15 protein-coding genes are annotated in these 16,784 nt (G+C 68.1%); 10 read left to right on the top strand and 5 right to left on the bottom strand.

Features of this window, described 5'->3' with window-relative positions; all coding sequences use genetic code 11:
* From AAC997_RS16735 to AAC997_RS16700, 8 genes are all read left to right on the top strand, one after another.
* On the top strand, positions 1–537 hold a 537-nt coding region (locus AAC997_RS16735), incomplete at its 5' end, for a hypothetical protein (protein WP_340646840.1).
* A gap of 63 nt (positions 538–600) precedes the next feature.
* Complete coding sequence (locus tag AAC997_RS16730; RefSeq protein ID WP_340646839.1) at positions 601–918, top strand: metalloregulator ArsR/SmtB family transcription factor; 318 nt, start codon at positions 601–603, stop codon at positions 916–918.
* Positions 911–1,465 carry an SRPBCC domain-containing protein gene (locus AAC997_RS16725; protein WP_340646838.1) on the top strand — a complete coding sequence of 185 codons (555 nt, stop codon included), beginning with the start codon at positions 911–913 and terminating at the stop codon, positions 1,463–1,465. Before AAC997_RS16730 ends, AAC997_RS16725 begins: the two co-directional genes overlap by 8 nt.
* A gap of 137 nt (positions 1,466–1,602) precedes the next feature.
* Entirely contained in the window at positions 1,603–4,500 is a 2,898-nt protein-coding gene (locus tag AAC997_RS16720) for a bifunctional [glutamine synthetase] adenylyltransferase/[glutamine synthetase]-adenylyl-L-tyrosine phosphorylase (protein ID WP_340646842.1), read from the top strand.
* 65 nt (positions 4,501–4,565) lie between these two features.
* A complete protein-coding gene (locus AAC997_RS16715; protein ID WP_340646837.1) occupies positions 4,566–4,982 on the top strand; it encodes an EF-hand domain-containing protein in 417 nt (138 codons plus the stop codon).
* A 35-nt stretch (positions 4,983–5,017) separates the two neighbouring features.
* A complete protein-coding gene (locus AAC997_RS16710; protein ID WP_340646836.1) occupies positions 5,018–5,563 on the top strand; it encodes an RNA polymerase sigma factor in 546 nt (181 codons plus the stop codon).
* A gap of 10 nt (positions 5,564–5,573) precedes the next feature.
* Positions 5,574–5,996, top strand: coding sequence for a hypothetical protein (locus AAC997_RS16705; RefSeq protein WP_340646835.1), 423 nt, complete (start codon positions 5,574–5,576; stop codon positions 5,994–5,996).
* A complete protein-coding gene (locus AAC997_RS16700) occupies positions 5,996–6,472 on the top strand; it encodes a periplasmic heavy metal sensor (RefSeq protein WP_340646834.1) in 477 nt (158 codons plus the stop codon). The genes AAC997_RS16705 and AAC997_RS16700 overlap by 1 nt, the downstream gene beginning before the upstream one ends.
* Here the strand turns inward: AAC997_RS16700 and AAC997_RS16695 are convergent.
* From AAC997_RS16695 to AAC997_RS16680, 4 genes are all read right to left on the bottom strand, one after another.
* On the bottom strand, positions 6,469–9,000 hold the full coding sequence (locus AAC997_RS16695; RefSeq protein ID WP_340646833.1) for an ATP-binding protein: 2,532 nt from the start codon (positions 8,998–9,000) through the stop codon (positions 6,469–6,471). The genes AAC997_RS16700 and AAC997_RS16695 overlap by 4 nt on opposite strands.
* A 99-nt stretch (positions 9,001–9,099) precedes the next feature.
* Positions 9,100–9,618 carry a response regulator gene (locus tag AAC997_RS16690; RefSeq protein WP_340646832.1) on the bottom strand — a complete coding sequence of 173 codons (519 nt, stop codon included), beginning with the start codon at positions 9,616–9,618 and terminating at the stop codon, positions 9,100–9,102.
* A 108-nt stretch (positions 9,619–9,726) separates the two neighbouring features.
* A complete protein-coding gene (gene pepN / locus AAC997_RS16685; RefSeq protein WP_340646831.1) occupies positions 9,727–12,342 on the bottom strand; it encodes an aminopeptidase N in 2,616 nt (871 codons plus the stop codon).
* A gap of 85 nt (positions 12,343–12,427) precedes the next feature.
* Positions 12,428–13,003 (bottom strand): hypothetical protein, encoded by a 576-nt coding sequence (locus AAC997_RS16680; RefSeq protein ID WP_340646841.1) that lies wholly within the window; start codon positions 13,001–13,003, stop codon positions 12,428–12,430.
* Between the two features lie 143 nt (positions 13,004–13,146).
* On the opposite strand from AAC997_RS16680, the gene AAC997_RS16675 reads away from it, so the two are divergent.
* Positions 13,147–14,268 carry an acyl-CoA dehydrogenase family protein gene (locus tag AAC997_RS16675; protein ID WP_340646830.1) on the top strand — a complete coding sequence of 374 codons (1,122 nt, stop codon included), beginning with the start codon at positions 13,147–13,149 and terminating at the stop codon, positions 14,266–14,268.
* 14 nt (positions 14,269–14,282) lie between these two features.
* Positions 14,283–15,509 (top strand): acyl-CoA dehydrogenase family protein, encoded by a 1,227-nt coding sequence (locus tag AAC997_RS16670; RefSeq protein WP_340646829.1) that lies wholly within the window; start codon positions 14,283–14,285, stop codon positions 15,507–15,509.
* Here AAC997_RS16670 and AAC997_RS16665 read toward each other — a convergent pair.
* A complete protein-coding gene (locus tag AAC997_RS16665) occupies positions 15,506–16,726 on the bottom strand; it encodes a glycosyltransferase (protein ID WP_340646828.1) in 1,221 nt (406 codons plus the stop codon). The genes AAC997_RS16670 and AAC997_RS16665 overlap by 4 nt on opposite strands.
* Positions 16,727–16,784 lie beyond the last annotated feature (58 nt).

Here is a 16,784-nt window from a genome sequence, read left to right as displayed (position 1 = left end):
GCGCCAGCCCCGGTGTCGCCGGCGGCGTCCGGCGGCCTCAAGGCCGCGGGCGCCGGCGACACCGGGGCTGGCGCGGGGGATTTCGACTTTCTCATCGGCCACTGGCGGGTTCGCCACCGCGTGCTCCGGAAGGGATCCCAGCGGGACTGGATGGAGTTCGAGGGCACGTCCTCCACCCGCAAGGTGCTGGGGGGACAGGGCAACATCGAGGAGAATCTCCTGGCCTCGCCGGCCGGCGCCTATCACGCCATGGCCATCCGGTCGTTCGATGCCAAGTCCGCCGAGTGGTCGATCTGGTGGCTCGATGGACGATTTCCCCTGGGCCCCCTCGACCCGCCGGTCCGGCGCCGGTTCCAGGACGGTGTCGGCGCCTTCTATTCCGACGACCTGGTGGACGGGAAGTCGCGGCGCACGCGCTACCTATGGTCCAAAATCACCCCCGCCACCTGCCAGTGGGACCAGGCGACTTCCAACGACCAGGGCGCCACCTGGGAAACCAACTGGGTCATGGCCTTCAACAGGGTGGCGCCCAGATAGGCGCCTAGCCAGGCTGCCATATATTAGCGATTGAGCTAAATAGCATTTATGCTAAATAAGCGCATGGACGCCTTCGAAGCCCTGGCCGACCCCACCCGCCGCGAGATCGTGGTCCTGCTGGCCGATGGCGAGCGCAGCGCCGGCGACATCTCCGGGCGGTTCGACATGGCCGGCCCCTCGGTCTCCCGCCACCTCAAGGTGCTGCGCGAGAGCGGCCTGATCGCCTTTCGCCAGCAGGCCCAGTCGCGGCTTTACCGCCTGGAGCCCACTCGGCTTGAGGAAGTCCGCCAGTGGATGCAGGCGCGGCTCGACCAACTGCATGACCGCTTCGACGCGCTCGGCGCCCACCTCGACCACATGAAGGAGAGAGACGATGACTAGGGCCGGACTGGCGCGGTTCGTCGACCGCTTCACCATCGAATATGTGCGCGACTATCCCCACCCCATCGAGCGGGTCTGGCGCTCGGTGGCCGATCCGGCGGAGATCTCCGTCTGGTTCTGGACCGCGCGGTTCGAGGCCCGCGTGGGCGCGCCCTATAAGTTCGGCGGCGACGAGAGCGACATGTTCGGCGTCGTCACCGCCGTGGAGCCGCCGCGCCTGCTCCGCTTCGGCGGCCCTCACGGGCACGGCCCGACCGGCTACATCCAGTTCGAGCTGGCGCCGGTGTCGGGCGGCACGCGCCTGACCTTCACCCAGCACTCCCAGCCCGGCTTCTTCCGCAAGGACGAGTGGCCCATCGACCCGCCGGACCTGGCGGAGGGGCCTGGCATGCCCTGGCGGCCCGGCACGCTCAGCGGCTGGCATGGCGCCCTGGACTGCCTGGGCGGCCACATGGACGGCGCCGATATCGAGACTGGCCTGGAGGCGGCCGAGGCGCAGCTGCTGGCCATCTACCGCGAGCATATGCGCACCATCCCGCCCACCTGACGGGACCCTGACGGTCACTTGTCGGCCTTGGTGGGCTGGCCGCGGCCGCCGCAATCCCTTGCGCCTCAAGACTCCGTGGCCGGCTGACCGGCTTTAAACAGCCTTGTCTTCCATCCGTGGCCACCGACTATGTGCGGATGACTCGCCTGATCGATGGTCTGAAGCCCTGCGGCCCCGTCGCCGACCCCAAGTCGGCCGAGCGCGCCCTGAACCTCGTCCGCCCTGCCGCCGAAGAGGGCGCCTGGGAGGGCTTGCTGACCGAGGCCTGGCCCGTCCTGGCGCCGGTGTTCGGCGCCTCCCCATACCTCACCAGCCTGGTCCGCCGCGACCTGCCCCGCCTTCGCGACCTGCTGCAGGCCGATCCCGACGCCCGGTTCACCGACCTGCTGGCCCGCACCGCCGCCCTCTCGCAGGCCCCCTGGGACGCCGCCAAGTCCGGCCTGCGCAAGCTCAAGGCCGAGGCCCACCTGCTCATCGCCCTGGCCGATCTGGGCGGGATCTGGGACCTGGACGCGGTCACCGGCGCGCTCGCCCGCTTCGCTGACGCGGCCCTCATCACGGCGCTCACCGTCGCCGCCCGCAGCGAGGTCGAGGCTGGCCGACAGACCGAGGTGGGGGCCGGCGCCGAGGGGCCCGTCCCCGGCTATTTCTGCATCGCCATGGGCAAGCACGGCGCCTACGAACTCAACTATTCCAGCGACATAGACATCAACGTCTTCTACGAACCCCAGGCCCTTCCGCTGGTCGAAGGCGTTGAATCCCAAGGCTTCGCGGTCCGCCTGACCAACAAGCTTTCCGAGCTGATGCAGGACAAGACCGGCGACGGCTACGTCTTCCGCACCGACCTGCGCCTGCGCCCCGATCCGTCCTCGACGCCCCTGGCCGTCCCGGTGGCTGCGGCCATGGACTACTACGAAAGCGTCGGCCAGAACTGGGAGCGGGCGGCCTTCATCAAGGCCCGCACCTGCGCCGGCGACATCCCTCGCGGCGACGCCTTCCTGGCGGACCTGACCCCCTTCATCTGGCGCAAGAACCTCGACTTCGCCGCCATCGCCGACATCCATTCCATCAAGCGCCAGATCCACGTCCACAAGGTCGACGACCGCCTGCAGGCCAAGGGCATGGACCTGAAACTGGGCCGCGGCGGCATCCGGGAGATCGAGTTCTACGTCCAGACCCAGCAGCTGATCCTGGGCGGGCGCCACGCCGACCTGCGCTCGCCCCGCACCCTGGACGCGCTGTGGGCCCTGGAGGCCGCGGGCCACGTGGCCACCGCGACCGCCCAGGAGTTGACCGAGGGCTACGGGGTGCTGCGGGCCATGGAGCACCGCATCCAGATGCTGGCCGACGAACAGACCCACAAGCTGCCGGAGTCCGACATCGAGCGGGGCCGGGTCGCGGCGCTGGCGGGCTTTGCCAAGCTCAAGGACTTCGACGCCGCCATCGAGAAGACCCTCAAGGCCGTCAATCTCCGCTACGGCGAGCTCTTCCCGGACGAGGAGCAACTCTCCTCCCACTTCGGCAGCCTGATCTTCACGGGCGTCGATGACGACCCGGAGACCCTCGCAACCCTAGCCCGCATGGGCTTTTCCCAGCCCGGCAAGGTCTCCCAGACCATTCGCAGCTGGCACCACGGCCACATCGCGGCGACCGGCACCGAGCGGGGCCGGGAGCTGTTCACCCGCCTGGCGCCTCGCCTGCTGGAGGCGGCCAACGCCACCGGCGCACCCGACACGGCCTTCCACCGCTTCAGCGACTTCTTCGGCAAGCTGTCGTCGGGGGTGCAACTCCAGTCCCTTTTCCTCGCCCAGCCTCAGCTGTTCGAGTTGATCGTCCAGGTCATGGCCTACGCCCCGCGCCTGGCCAATACCCTGGCCCGGCGGCCCGCGGCCCTGGACGCCATGCTGGACGGCGACTTCTTCTCCGATATCGCCATCGAGGAGGATCGCCGGATGATGGACGCCGCCGTCGCCCAATCAGACGGCTTCGAGGGCGCCATGGACGCTGTCCGTCGGGTCAATCGGGAACAGGCGTTCCGCATCGGCGTCCAGGTGATGAGCGGCTCGGCGAGCGCCGAAATCGCCGGCCGCGCCTTCGCCGATCTGGCCGACCTGTGCATCGACACCCTCGCGCCGGTCTCATTGGCCGAAGCCGAACGCCTGGGGGGAACCTTCCCTGGCCAGGTCGCCGTCGTGGCCCTGGGCAAGTGCGGATCGCGGGAGATGAGCGCCGGCTCGGACCTCGATTTGATGACCGTCTACCGTGCCGACGACCCGGCCGCCGCCTCGTCGGTCAAGGCGTGGAGCGCCGAACTCTTCTATGGCCGCTTCACCCAGCGGCTGATCGCGGCCCTTTCCACTCCCACCGGAGAGGGGGAACTCTACGAGGTGGACATGCAGCTCCGTCCCTCCGGCACCAAGGGGCCGGTGGCGGTGAGCTTCGCGGCCTTCGAGGACTACTACGCCCGGGAGGCCGAGACCTGGGAGCTGCTGGCCCTGACCCGTGCCCGCGTCGTTTGGGCCAGTTCACCGGCCTTCGCGCTGACAGCCACCCGGGCGATCGACGCCGCCCTTCGCCGGCCGCGGGACGCCGCCAAGACCGTCGCCGATGTGCGTGAGATGCGTCAGTTGCTCGAACGCGAGCGGCCGCCGAAGGGCGATTGGGACCTGAAGCTCTCTCCAGGCGGTTTGGTGGACATCGAGTTCGCCGCTCAGTTTCTGCAACTCGTTCACGCCTCAGGCGGGGGTCCGCTTTCGCCCAACACCGCCGAGGCGCTGGGTGCGGTTCTCGCGGCGGGGCTTGCGGACAAGGGGCCGCTCGCCGACCTGCAGGAGGCTTGGACATTGCAGCAGAACCTCACCCAGCTGCTGAAGGTCGCCCTGCAGGACGGCGAGGATCCCGGTGAGGAACCCAAGGCCTTCAAGGCGCTGCTGGCTCGGGCCGGCGGCGTGAAGGACTTCAAGGGTCTGCGCGCCAAACTGGCCCGCGCCCGGGCCGCCGCGCGGCACGCCTACGACATCATTGTGCAATCTTGAGCGACGGATATGGGCGGGCGGCCCGTTCAACCTCTGACGGTGCGCGAGATCGTCGAAAGGACCCTATGCACCGCTTCCTGATTGTCGCCGCCGCCCTCTCCATCGCGGGGTCCGCCCAGGCCCAGATGGGGCCGCCGAACCCGGACGCCAACCGCGACGGCAAGGTGACTTGGGACGAGTACAGGAGCGTCCAGTCCGGCGCGATGCTGGACCGGTTGGACAGCAACAAGGACGGCAGGATTACGAAGGCCGAGAGCAAGCCGATGGAGGACATGGCCGCGCGCTTCGGGGGCGCGAAGGCCACAGCTCGCATTGCTGAGATGTGGAGCAAGGGTGATGCGAACAGGGACGGCGCCCTTTCGCGCGCCGAGTTGGAGGCCATGTCCCGGCGGCGCTTCGATGCCGGCGACACCAATCATGACGGCTGGCTTAGCAAGGGTGAACTGGCCACCATGCGTCAGAACCGGGGCCGTGACGGATAGCCTGCCCATAACTGGCGCCTGGGGCGAGGTCGAGTTTGGACTCAGATCCGGACGAGGAACTTCTGGTGCGTGTGGCGCGGGGCGATCCAGCCGCCGTGCGGGCGCTCACGGCCCGCAAGCTGCCGCGCCTGCTGGCGCTTGCTGGCCGGATGCTGGGCGAGGTTTCGGAAGCCGAGGATGTGGCCCAGGAGGCGATGATCCGCGCCTGGCGTCAGGCGCCGGCCTGGACGCCTGGCGTCGCGCGCTTCGACACCTGGCTGCACCGGGTCACCCTCAACCTCTGCTACGATCGGCTGCGCCGCCGGCGGGAAATCCCCACCGAGACACCGCCGGAACAGGTCGACCAGGGACCAGCGCCCGACCGGGGGCTGGAAGCCGCCGATGTGGGCCGCCGGGTCGCCAAGGCCATGGCCACTCTGCCGGACCGCCAACGGGAGGCCGTAGCCCTTTGTCACTATCAGGACCTGACCAATATCGAGGCCGCCGCGATCATGGGGGTCAGTGTCGAGGCCCTGGAGAGCCTGCTGTCGCGCGGACGGAGGGCCTTGCGGCTGGCGCTTTCGGATTTGATGGCGCCATGAGGGGGCCGGCATGACACAGGAACGGTTCCTGGAACTGGCCGACGCTCATGGCGGTACGGTCGCCCGTTGGCCCGCCGCCGAGCGCGAGGCTGCTGCGACCCTTATGGCGGCCGCGCCGGATTTCGCCCAGCGGGTCCTGGCCGGGGCCGACCAACTCGATGGCGTTCTGGACGCCTGGGCGCCATTCAGCGTGTCGCACGCCCTCAATAGAGCGGTGATCGACGGCGCACCCACCATCCATCCGCGCCGGAGCCTTCGGACCTGGCTGTTGGGAGCCGGTGTCGGCGCCGGTTTGGCCGGCGCCTCCGCGGCCGGCCTGGCCTTCGGCGTGGCTCTGTCAGGAAATCTCGCTTCCACCACCGACGCCCCCGAGGCGGTGAGCGCTGCCATGACCGGCTATGACGACCTCTTCGAGACGAGCGAAGGCGCCTGATGCCAAGCCAACGCACCCTGACCCTGGCCCTGATTGCGTCGGTCGCCCTCAACCTCTTCGTTATCGGCACGGTGGTGGGGGGCATCCTGGTGGCGCAAAGGTTCCGCGACGCCGCGCCCGCCGCCAATCGTCCGCGCCAGCCGCTGTGGACCGCCGCCGACGCCCTGCCGCCCGAACACCGTCGCGCCTACCGCCAGCTGCTGCGCGGCGAGGCGGGCGGCGTGGGAGGCCAGATGCGTCAGGCGCGACAGGCGAGGCGGGAAGCCTGGACCGGTCTCGGCGCCGACCCCCTGGATGGACCAGCCATCTCCAAGCGTCTCTCTGAAGCCCGAAGCCTCGAGATGACCGCCCGCGGAGGTGTTGAAGATCGGATCGTCACCTTCGCTGCGACCCTGCCGCCGAAGGAGCGGGCCGAACTGGCCAAGGGCCTGGCCCGTGGTGGACAGAGCGGCGAACACCGTCCGCGCCGTCCCTAGGCGGCGGCGATCCCGGCCAGCGCAGCGCCGGTCTGGCGGATCGGCAGAGAGAAGCTGACCATGGTGCCCTCACCAGGCGCGCTCTGCATGTCGAGCGCACCGCCGTGCATCTCCACCAGCGACTTGGTCAGCGCCAGGCCCAGGCCTGTTCCCTGTGTGGTCTTGGAGTGCTGGTTTTCCACCTGCTCGAAGGGACGGGCCAGGCGGGCCAGGTCGTCCTCGGCGATGCCGATGCCGGTGTCCTGGACGCTGATGCGGATGCGCTCGCCCAGAGGGTCGTGGCGGCCCTCGGCGCGGATGGTGACGCGGCCGCCGCGTGGCGTGAACTTGATGGCGTTGGAGAGCAGGTTCAGCAGGATCTGCTTGACCGCCCTGTAGTCGGCCTCGATCTCGGGTAGGTGCTGCGGGAAGTCGATGGCGAGCGCCAGCCCGGTGGCCTCGGCCCGGTTGCGGACCAGGCGCACGGCGTCCTCGGCGACCTCCTCCAGGGCGATCGGCTCGAACTTCAGGCTCATCTTGCCCGCCTCGATCTTCGACATGTCGAGGATGTCGTTGATCAGGGCCAGCAGATGCTGTCCCGACGACAGGATGTCCTGGGAGTATCCCTTGTAGCGCTGGTCTCCGAGCGGCCCGAACATCTCCTGGACCATGATCTCGGAGAAGCCGTTGATGGCGTTCAGCGGGGTGCGCAACTCGTGGCTCATATTGGCCAGGAACTCTGACTTGGCCTTGTTGGCCCCCTCGGCCCTTACCTTCTCCATTTCATATTTGCGCGCCAGTTCCGAGAGTTGCTCCTGGCTGCGCTCCAGGCCGACGACGGCCTTTTGCAGCGCCTCTTCGTTGAGGCGGCGGGCTTCTTCCTGGGTCTTGATGGCGGTGATGTCGGCGGCGCTCATCACCAGCCCGCCCTCGGCGGTTCGGCGCTCCGAGATCTGGATCCAGCGACCGTCGTTCAGTTCAGCCTCGCGCACACCCTTGCGGCCGTCGGAGGCGTCCATCTCCTGCTTGATGGCAAGTTGAGCGAAGCGGTTGACCTGCTCGCGCGACGCCCCGGGCTTCAGCAGGCGGGGTTCCAGCGAGAAGAAGGTCCGGTAGTTCTTGTTGCACATCAGCAGGCGGCCGTTGCGGTCCCAGAGGACGAAGGCCTCAGACACACTCTCGATGGCGTCGCGCAGGCGGTTCTCGGCGGCCTGCGCGCGGGCCTGGGCCATGCGCTCCTCAGTCACGTCGAGAGCCACGCCGATGATCCGCGAATAGCCATCCCGGTCCTTGTCGCCAAAGGCCTGGCCCCGGGCGTCGATCCAGGTCGGCCGCCCGCCCTGCAGGGAGGGGACGCGGAAAGAGACGTCGAAACCGCCATAGACGGCCGCGGTGGAGAGCGCCTGGCGCAGACGGTCTCGGTGGTCGGCCGACACCCGCTCCAGCACCGCCTGGCCGTCGACGATTCCGCCGCCGCCCCAGCCGAAGATGGCGCCGGTGACGTCGGACATGAACATCTTGTCGGCGGAGAGGTCCCACTCCCAGATGCCGCAACGCGCCGCCTCGACGGCGAGCCGGAACCGCTGCTCGGAATCCACGAACGCCTTCTGGGCGTTCTCCACCCGGTTGCTCTGGTTCAACAACAGCAGGCCCAGCAGGAATGCCGCCGCCAGTGGGGTCAACAGCCAGGCCAACTGCTCCGTTGAGGTCTGGATTTCCATGGGTGCGGAACTGGCGCCGGCCAGCGCATATAGCCTGCCACCCAGGGCGGGGCGGGCGGCGAGGTCGAGAGAAGCGCCGTCCGGCCCCTGGGCGCGACTCAGGCCGCCATCCAGTTTCAGTTCCTCCGCCGTGGTGGCGAAGGCGGCGTTGATCGTGTCCGCCGCGCCGACGCCGTTCGCCGGACTGGCTGCGAGGATGCGACCGACCGGGGTCGCGATCGCCTCAGGCTTGGTTTTGGAGAGCCAGGCGCCGAGGTGCGTGGGGTCCCCGGCCACCACGATCCAGCGCGTGCCCTTGCTTGTGGCGGCCGATGTGGCGGCGGCCAAGGCCGGAGCCGACTGGCTGGTGACGCCCTGCCACAGGTCGCCCTTGGCGTCTGCCGCCGTCTTGGCAAGTTCCTGCCAGTCGAGGCCGCCGGCGGGGCCCGCGACGGCCACAACCTCGTCGTCGGAGATCACCGCAACGGCGACGGCGGCTCCGGCGGCGGTGCGCAGGCCGCTCTCGGCCGCGGCCATCGGCTCATCACCCTCGCGCTGCAAGGCCTCGCGGGTCGCGAGCAGGCCACCCCTTAGCGCGGCGGCCTCCGTATCCAGGTGGGCGGCCAGGGCTTCGGCCCGGCTGGGCAGGGCGGCGTTGGCGGCGGTGGTGATCTGCGGTTCGCGCTGGATGCGGGCCACCGCGAAGGCGGTATAGACCGCCAACAGCAGCAGCGTGGAGAGGATGGCGATGCGCGCGAAGGTTTGGGTCGGCGGCGCTCGAACGCCGGGCGCGTTGTCGCGCCCCTGAGGCCGACTGGCCTCGGCGTCCTCACCCCCGCGTCTGGCCAACGCCCGTCGCTCCTAACCCGAGTCACCCAAGGTGCGAGTCTAGGCGAGCGGCTCCCGCGCGTCACGAGAGTCATAGGGTCACAGCGAATGTAGGCGCCGCTATTTGCGCTTGCGGTCCTTGCGGCGCTCGGGGCCCTTGTACTTCGGGTCGTCCACACGCCGACGATCAGGGCCGAAATAGCCCGAGCTGGAGCGGACATAGGCGCGCGGATGGTCGATTACCGCCATGACCCGCTTCATCAGATCGGCGGGTGTGAACGGTTTCACGCAGAACTCGTTCACCCCGGAGTCGCGGGCGGCATAGACCCGCTGACGGTCGGCGTGGCCGGTCAGCATGATGATCGGAACATAGGGCGCCGGGCTGGTGTCCTCGGTGCGCAACCAGCGGGCCAGGGTCACGCCCTCTTCCTCTCCCATCATGTAGTCGAGGATGATGATGTCGATCACCGCCGCACCCGGCAGGGTCGATTGTTTCAACTTGGCCTTGGCCTCTGCGATGGTCTTGGCCTCGACCACCGAGTCCACGCCGAACCCGCGCAGCATCGTCTTGACCAAGTCGATGGCGTGGATGTTGTCATCCACGACCATGAAATTGATGCGGGCGAGCGAGATGGACATGTACGGCGGTTTCCCTAGGTCAGGCCTGTGGCGCTGGTCTTCGCCAGCATCGTCCACGGGGCTGATTTTCAACAAGATTCGGCTCGGCGGCAATCGCCGTGAAGCGCCCTAGTCCGCCAAGGCCTTGGTGGCCAGCTCGTACACGTTCTTGGAGAGCCCTTCTGTCGCCGCGATACGCTGGAGTTCGGCCTTCATCAAGGCCCCCAATTCAGGCGTATAGCGCCGCCATCCTCCCAGAGGCTCCACCAGCCGGGCGGCGGTCATCGGGTTGAACCCGTCGACGGCCAGGATGGTGTCGGCCAGGAAGCGATAGCCCGAGCCGCTCGGGTCGTGAAATTGCGCCTGGTTGGCCGCGAAGTTGGAAATCAGCGCGCGCAGGCGATTGGGGTTTGTCTGGTCGAAGGCCGGATGCGCCGTCAGGCCCATCACGCGACCGAGCGCGCCGTCAGAGGGGTCGCGGCCCTGGAGGGCGAACCACTTGTCGATGACCAGGGGCTCGTTCTTCCAGCGCTCGTAGAAATCCACGAGGGCCGCGTCGAAGGCCTCGCCGCCCAGCAGCATCAGGGCGTTCAGGCCGCCCATGGTGTCGGTCATATTGATGGCCGCGCGGTAATGACCGTCGGCCAGGGTGATGACCTCGGCGCGGGGATTGGCGGCCAGCAGGTCCAAGGTGGCGTTGCGCAGAGCGCGGCGTCCGGCGCTGGCGGCGTCTGGCGAAAACTCCCCCAGCTCCTGCAGGCCGATGTGCAGGCGTTTCAGGTCGTCTTCCAAGTGCAGGGCCAGGCGGGTTCGCAGGGCCTCGCGGGCCTGGTGTATGGCGCCCGGGTCGGCGGGCTTCATGCCCAGAGCCAGGTCGGCTTCGGAGGGCAGGGACAACATCAAGGCCTTGAAGGCCGGATCGGCGGCCTGGTCGGCCAGGCCGCGGCCCAGGGCCTCGGCATAGCGTTCCTCGCCCACCTCGTCGGGCTTGCCCGCCGCGCGGCTGGTGATCAGGGCGCGGGCCAGGTCCTGGCCGGCTTCCCAGCGGTTGAACAGGTCCGGGTCGCCGGCCAGCTGGATGTAGCGGTCCTTGGGCTGAGCGTCGGTCTGCAGGTTCACGGGCGCCGAGAAGCCGCGCAGGGCGGAAACCACCGGGGCGCTGTCCACGCCGGTCAGGGTCACGCTGGTGGTGTCCCCATTCAGCACCACCACGGTTTCGTCCAGGGCCGTTCCGTCGCGCAGGAAGGCCTGGGTTCGGCCCTCACCGTCCAGCAGGCCGATGCGAACCGGAAGCGGCAAGGCGCGCTTGTCGGGCTGGCCAGGCGTCGGCGCGGTGGACTGGGTGAGGTCCAGCTTCAGGATACGGGTATCGGCGTCATAGCTGTGCTTCAGGGTGACGTTGGGCGTGCCGGCCTGCTCGTACCAGGCGAAGAACTCGGTCAGGTCCTCGCCGGTCACATCGGCGAAGCAGCGGATGAATTCCTCCACCGTCGTGGCGTGGCCGTCCCAGCGGTCGAAATAGAGGTCCATCCCCTCCCGGAACTTTTCGTCCCCGATCAGGGTCTTGAGCATCCGGATGACCTCCGCGCCCTTCTCATAGATGGTCGCGGTATAGAAGTTGTCGATCTTCAGATAGCTGCCGGGGCGCACCGGATGTGACAGCGGCCCCTGGTCCTCGGAGAACTGCCTGGCGCGCAGGGTCTTCACGTCCTTGATCCGCTGGACAGCCTCGCCGCGCATGTCGGCCGAGAAACTCTGATCGCGGAAGACCGTCAGGCCCTCCTTCAGGCAAAGCTGGAACCAGTCCCGGCAGGTGATGCGGTCGCCGGTCCAGTTGTGGAAGTACTCGTGAGCCACGACGCTTTCGATGCGCTCATAATCCAGGTCGGTGGCGGTCTTTTCATCGGCCAGCAGCAGGGAGGAGTTGAAGATGTTCAATCCCTTGTTCTCCATGGCCCCGAAGTTGAAGTCGCGCACGGCGACGATCATGAACAGGTCCAGGTCGTATTCGCGGCCGAACACGTCCTCATCCCATTTCATGGCCCGCTTCAGGGAGTCCATCGCGTAGGCGGCCCGGTCCGACATCCCCGGGTCGACATAGATTTTCAGGTCGACCGTGCGCCCGGTCATCGTGACCAGCTTGTCGGCCAACTCATCCAGCTCACCAGCCACCAGGGCGAACAGATAGGCGGGCTTGGGGAAGGGGTCGTTCCAGACGGCGTAGTGGCGGCCGCCCGGCAGGACGCCGGACTCCATCAGGTTGCCGTTGGAGAGCAGGCGGTGGAAGGCCTTGTCGGCCTCGACCCGCACGGTGAAGCGCGACAGCACGTCGGGGCGGTCGGCGAACCAGGTGATCTTGCGGAAGCCCTCGGCCTCGCACTGGGTGCAGAACCGGCCGCCGGACATGTAGAGGCCGTCCAGGGCCTTGTTGGCCTCCGGGTCGATCTCGACCTCGGTTTCCAGCACGAAGGCGTCGGGGAGGTTGGGGATCGTCAGGTATTCGGCGTCGATGGTGTGCTCGGCCTCGGTGAGCACCTTGCCGTCGACGGCCACCGAGATCGGCTTCAGCCGCTCGCCGTGCAGCACCAGGGGCTCGGCGTGCTCGCCGTTGCGCTTAAGCGTCAGCCTGGCCTTCACCCGCGTGGTGTTGGGCTCCAAGGCGAAGACCAGCTCGGTGGTCTCGATCAGGAAGGCCGGGGGCCGATAGTCGGTGAGCCGGATGGGCTGAGGAGTCTCTGTGCGCATCCAAAGGATTTAGGCGATCCGGACGCCAAGGGCGAGCGTCGCCGCACGTAAAAGAATCGGTTCGTTCGGGAGAGGCCGCCTGCGCCTATTCGGCGGCGTGGATCTGCTCTTCGCTCATCGGCTCATCGACGCTGGCGGGCACCTCCTTGAGGTACTGGTCGATCTTCATGGCCTGCTCGGCGAGGCTCTGCAGTTCAGGCGGCGCGCCGGGGGTTTCCTCGATCATCGCCATGAGGCGGCGGGCGACAGACAGCAGCCGCGGCCCCGAGGCGATCAGCCGGGCCTGGAACTCGATCTTATGAGGGTCGCGGTCGTACTCTGCGCCTGGTGTGCGCCAGCCGCCCCAGTCATTGGCGTCGGTGACCACCACCGGATAGCTGCCGGGATAGGGGTGGTGGCGGCAGTTTTCGGGCGTCTGCCACTTGTTGCGGGCGCGCAGCAGCCGCCAGTGGGCGCCGTCCTCCGCCAGGACGTCCTCGGACTCCTGTTCGGGTTTCAGTTCGTGGGCCTGGAAGTCCTTGCCCAGACCGACATCGTAGGTGACCCGTACGGGTTCGTCGAAACCGCGCGCCCAGACCGGCACCAACTTCTCGATCACCGCCCAGGCGCCGACGCTCTCGACCCAGACCCGCTGGTTCTTCTGAAATATCGCCTTGGCCATCCGTACGCCCTTCGAGCTCACCCACAGGATGCGCATAAGACCCTGAAATCCTTGACGCGAGGTCAATCTTTCCACAGCGCGCGAGGCGCGTATGTTGACGTGCGAGGAAACTTCAACCGGCCGAAATCGGCGGATGGGCGAGCATGAATTTCGATTTTTCGGACGACCAAAAATTCCTGAAGGGCCAGGCGCGCAAGTTCCTTGAGGCCAACTGTCCCACCAGCCGCGCCAGGGGCGTGTTGGAGAACAGCGCCGCGGGCTATGATGCCGAACTGTGGAAATCCGTCGCGGCCCAGGGCTGGCTGGGCGCGGCCATCCCCGAGGCATTCGGCGGCCTGGGCCTGGGCCACCTGGAGCTCTGCGTGATCGCCGAGGAACTGGGTCGCGCCGTGGCCCCGATCCCCTTCGCCTCGACCGTCTACTTCCTGGCCGAGGCCATCATGCTGGCCGGTAGTGACGAGCAGAAGGCGGATCTGCTGCCCAAGATCGCCGCCGGCGAGATCATCGGCGCCATCGCCACCTCGGAAGGTCCGGGCGCGACGACGGCGGCCACCCTGCAGTCCACCGTAAGCGACGGGAAACTCACGGGGGTGAAGATCCCGGTGACCGACGGTGACATCGCCGACGTCGCCCTGGTCCTGGCCAAGGAGGGCGGCAAGCCCGGACTGTTCCTGGTGGATCTGCGGGGCGAGGGCGTCACCCGCGAGGCGGTCAAGACCCTCGACCCCACCCGAGACGCCGCCAGGCTCACCTTCAAGGACGCGCCGGCACGCCGTGTGGGTACGGCTGGGGCGGGCCTGGAGCTGGTGGAGCAGGTCTTCGACCGCGCCGCTGTCCTGATCGCCTTCGAACAATGCGGCGGCTCCGACCGCTGCCTGGAAATGGCGAAAGATTATGCCTTGGAGCGCTACGCCTTCGGCCGGGTCATCGCCTCGTACCAGGCCATCAAGCACAAGCTGGCCGACATGTACGTCAAGAACGAGCTGGCCCGCTCCAACGCCTATTACGGAGCCTGGGCGCTCAACATCAACGCGCCGGAACTGCCGGTGGCCGCCAGCGCCGCCCGCATCGCCGCGTCCGAGGCCTACTGGTTCGCCTCGAAGGAAAACATCCAGACCCATGGGGGCATCGGCTTCACCTGGGAGATGGATTGCCACCTGTTCTATCGCCGTTCGCGGCAGCTCAGCCTAGTGGCCGGTGCGCCCCGAGTCTGGAAGGAACGCCTCGTCAGCCACCTCGAACGCCGCAACGCGGCGGCCGCCTAAGGGAGATCGGGATCATGGATTTCAACGACAGCCCCGACGAAGCCGCCTACCGTCAGCAGGTTCGCGACTGGCTCGACGCCAACGCTCCCAAGGCCCGTGTCCCCGGTGACCCTGAGGGCGGCGACGGCATGGCCGCCTCCAAGGCTTGGCAGGCCAAGAAAGCTGAGGCCGGCTACGCCTGCATCACCTGGCCCAAGGAATGGGGCGGGCAGGGCGGCACCCCGGTGCAGAACGTCATCTTCAGTCAGGAAGAGGCCAAGCACCCGATCCCCGGCAACCCGTTCCAGATCGGCCTGGGAATGTGCGTCCCCACGGTGATGACCTTCGCCGACGAGGAGACCAAGAAGCGTTTCGTGGGCCCGGCCCTGCGCGGCGAGGAAATCTGGAGCCAGCTGTTCTCCGAACCCTCCGGCGGCTCGGACGTGGCCGGCGCGCGGACCAAGGCCGAACGCGCCCCGGACGGCTCTGGCGACTGGCTCATCTCGGGCCAGAAGGTGTGGACGACGGGCGCCCAGTTCTCGGACTTCGGGATCGTGATCACCCGGACGAGCCCGGACAAGCCCAAGCACAAGGGCCTGACCATGTTCTGGATCGACATGAAGGATCCCGGCGTCGAGGTGAAGCCGATCCATCAGATGTCGGGCGGGTCCGGGTTCAACGAAGTGTTCTTCACCGACGTACGGGTCAAGGACAGCCAGAGGCTTGGCGCGGTCGACGAGGGTTGGAAGGTCAGCCTGGTGACGCTGATGAATGAGCGCCTCGCGGTGGGCGGTCAGACCGGGGCCGGGTGGCAGCAGTTCATGGAGGCGGCGCGCAACACGCCCGGCCTCGACGGCGGGTCAGCCCTGAAGGACGGGGCCCTGCGGGAGAAGCTGGCCGACTGGTACGTCCAGGCCGAGGGCCTGAAACACACCCGAAATCGTACGATGACCGCGCTCTCTCGGGGTCAGACCCCGGGGCCTGAGAGCTCGATCGGCAAGATCATCTCGGCGGTACAGATGCAGGAGCTGGGCAATGCGGCCGTCGAGATGTTGGACCAGTACGGGATCATCGACGATCCGGAACTGGCCTCGCTGAACGGCGCCTTCCATTTCTCGCTGATGTTCGGGCCGGGCCTGCGGATCGCCGGCGGCACCGACGAGATCCTGCGCAACATCATCGCCGAGCGGGTGCTGGGCCTGCCCGGTGACATAAGGATCGATAAAGACGTGCCCTTCAAGGACATGCCCACCGGACGTTAGGCCCGCCAAGCCTGGGGCTGGGGCGCCGCTGAGCCCATGACGAGCTCCCCGTAGAGGCGGGTGAGACCCTCGAAGGTCCGCTCCCAGCTATGGCGCAGCTCGGCGCGGGCGCGGGCGGCGGCCGAGAGGGCGCCCAGGTCGCGGGCGAACAGCGCCTCGATGGCTTCGGCAAGGCCGCCCGGGTCGACATTATGGGCCAGCTGGCCGACCTCGTTGTCGATCAGTTCGGAGACCCCGCCGCGGGAGGGGCCCACCACCGGCAGACCGGCGGCCAGGGCCTCCAGCACCACCAGGCCGAAGGGCTCGTTCTCGTTGGCGTGGACGCAGGCGTCGCAGCTGGCGATCAGGGTCGCCAGGGCGACGGGATCTGACTCGTAGTCGAGGCTGACGACCTGGGGCGAGATGCGTACGTCCTTGCCCGCTCCCACCAATACCAGGTGATAGGGGTCGCCAAGGCGCTCCACCGCGCAGACGATGGAGTCGATGTTCTTTTCCCGCGCCGGGCGGCCGGCGAAGACCAGGATGCGGGCGTTCCAAGGCAGGCCCAGGCGCTTGCGCACGGCGCCGGGATCTGCGCGGCCGGGGTGGAAGAGGACGGTGTCGACGCCCAGCATCTGGACGCTCACCTTTGCAACGCCGGCCTCGGCCAGGCGCAGAGCCATGTGTCGGCTGGGCGCCACGACGCGGTCGAAGCGCTGGTAGATCTCGGCCCACCGCTTCATGGCCGGCGCCTGGGCCCAGTCGCCGAAGTGCAGGGCCGCCAACGCTGCGGCATCGGTGTGGCAGAAGCCCACCACCGGCACGCCCAGCAATTCGCCGGTGTCGAGGGCCGCATGGCCGGGCACGAAGATGTCGCCGGCCTCGAGGATGTCGGGCTCCAGCATCCGCAGCACCGTCTCCCACTTGGCGGCGCTGGCGGGCATCCGGTAGCCGTCGCCGAAGGGCAGGCGGGCGGCGGCCACGGTCACCACCCCGGGTTCGGCGAGGCCCGTGGTCGCCCCCGGCGTCACCAGGGTGTGGCGAATGTCGGGGCGTCGCCTCGCTAGCCACGCCTGCTTGGCGCTAAGGTAGCGTTTCACGCCGCCCGAACGCGGCGCGTACATCATCGTTGTGTCGATCAGGTGGAACCCCACGCGGCCCGGGGCGCCGAAATAGGGCGCCTCGGAGGGGTCCAGGCGGATCAGGTTGTCCTGGTCCGGAGCGGTGACGTCATACACGCGAGCGCCCTCGTATTTGGGTGAGTTCTCCTAAGCCAACGAACGGCGCGGTCGTTTC

The sequence above is a fragment of the Phenylobacterium sp. genome (assembly GCF_037968635.1).
Lineage (GTDB): Bacteria > Pseudomonadota > Alphaproteobacteria > Caulobacterales > Caulobacteraceae > Phenylobacterium.
This window is presented reverse-complemented; position numbering and strand designations above follow the sequence as displayed.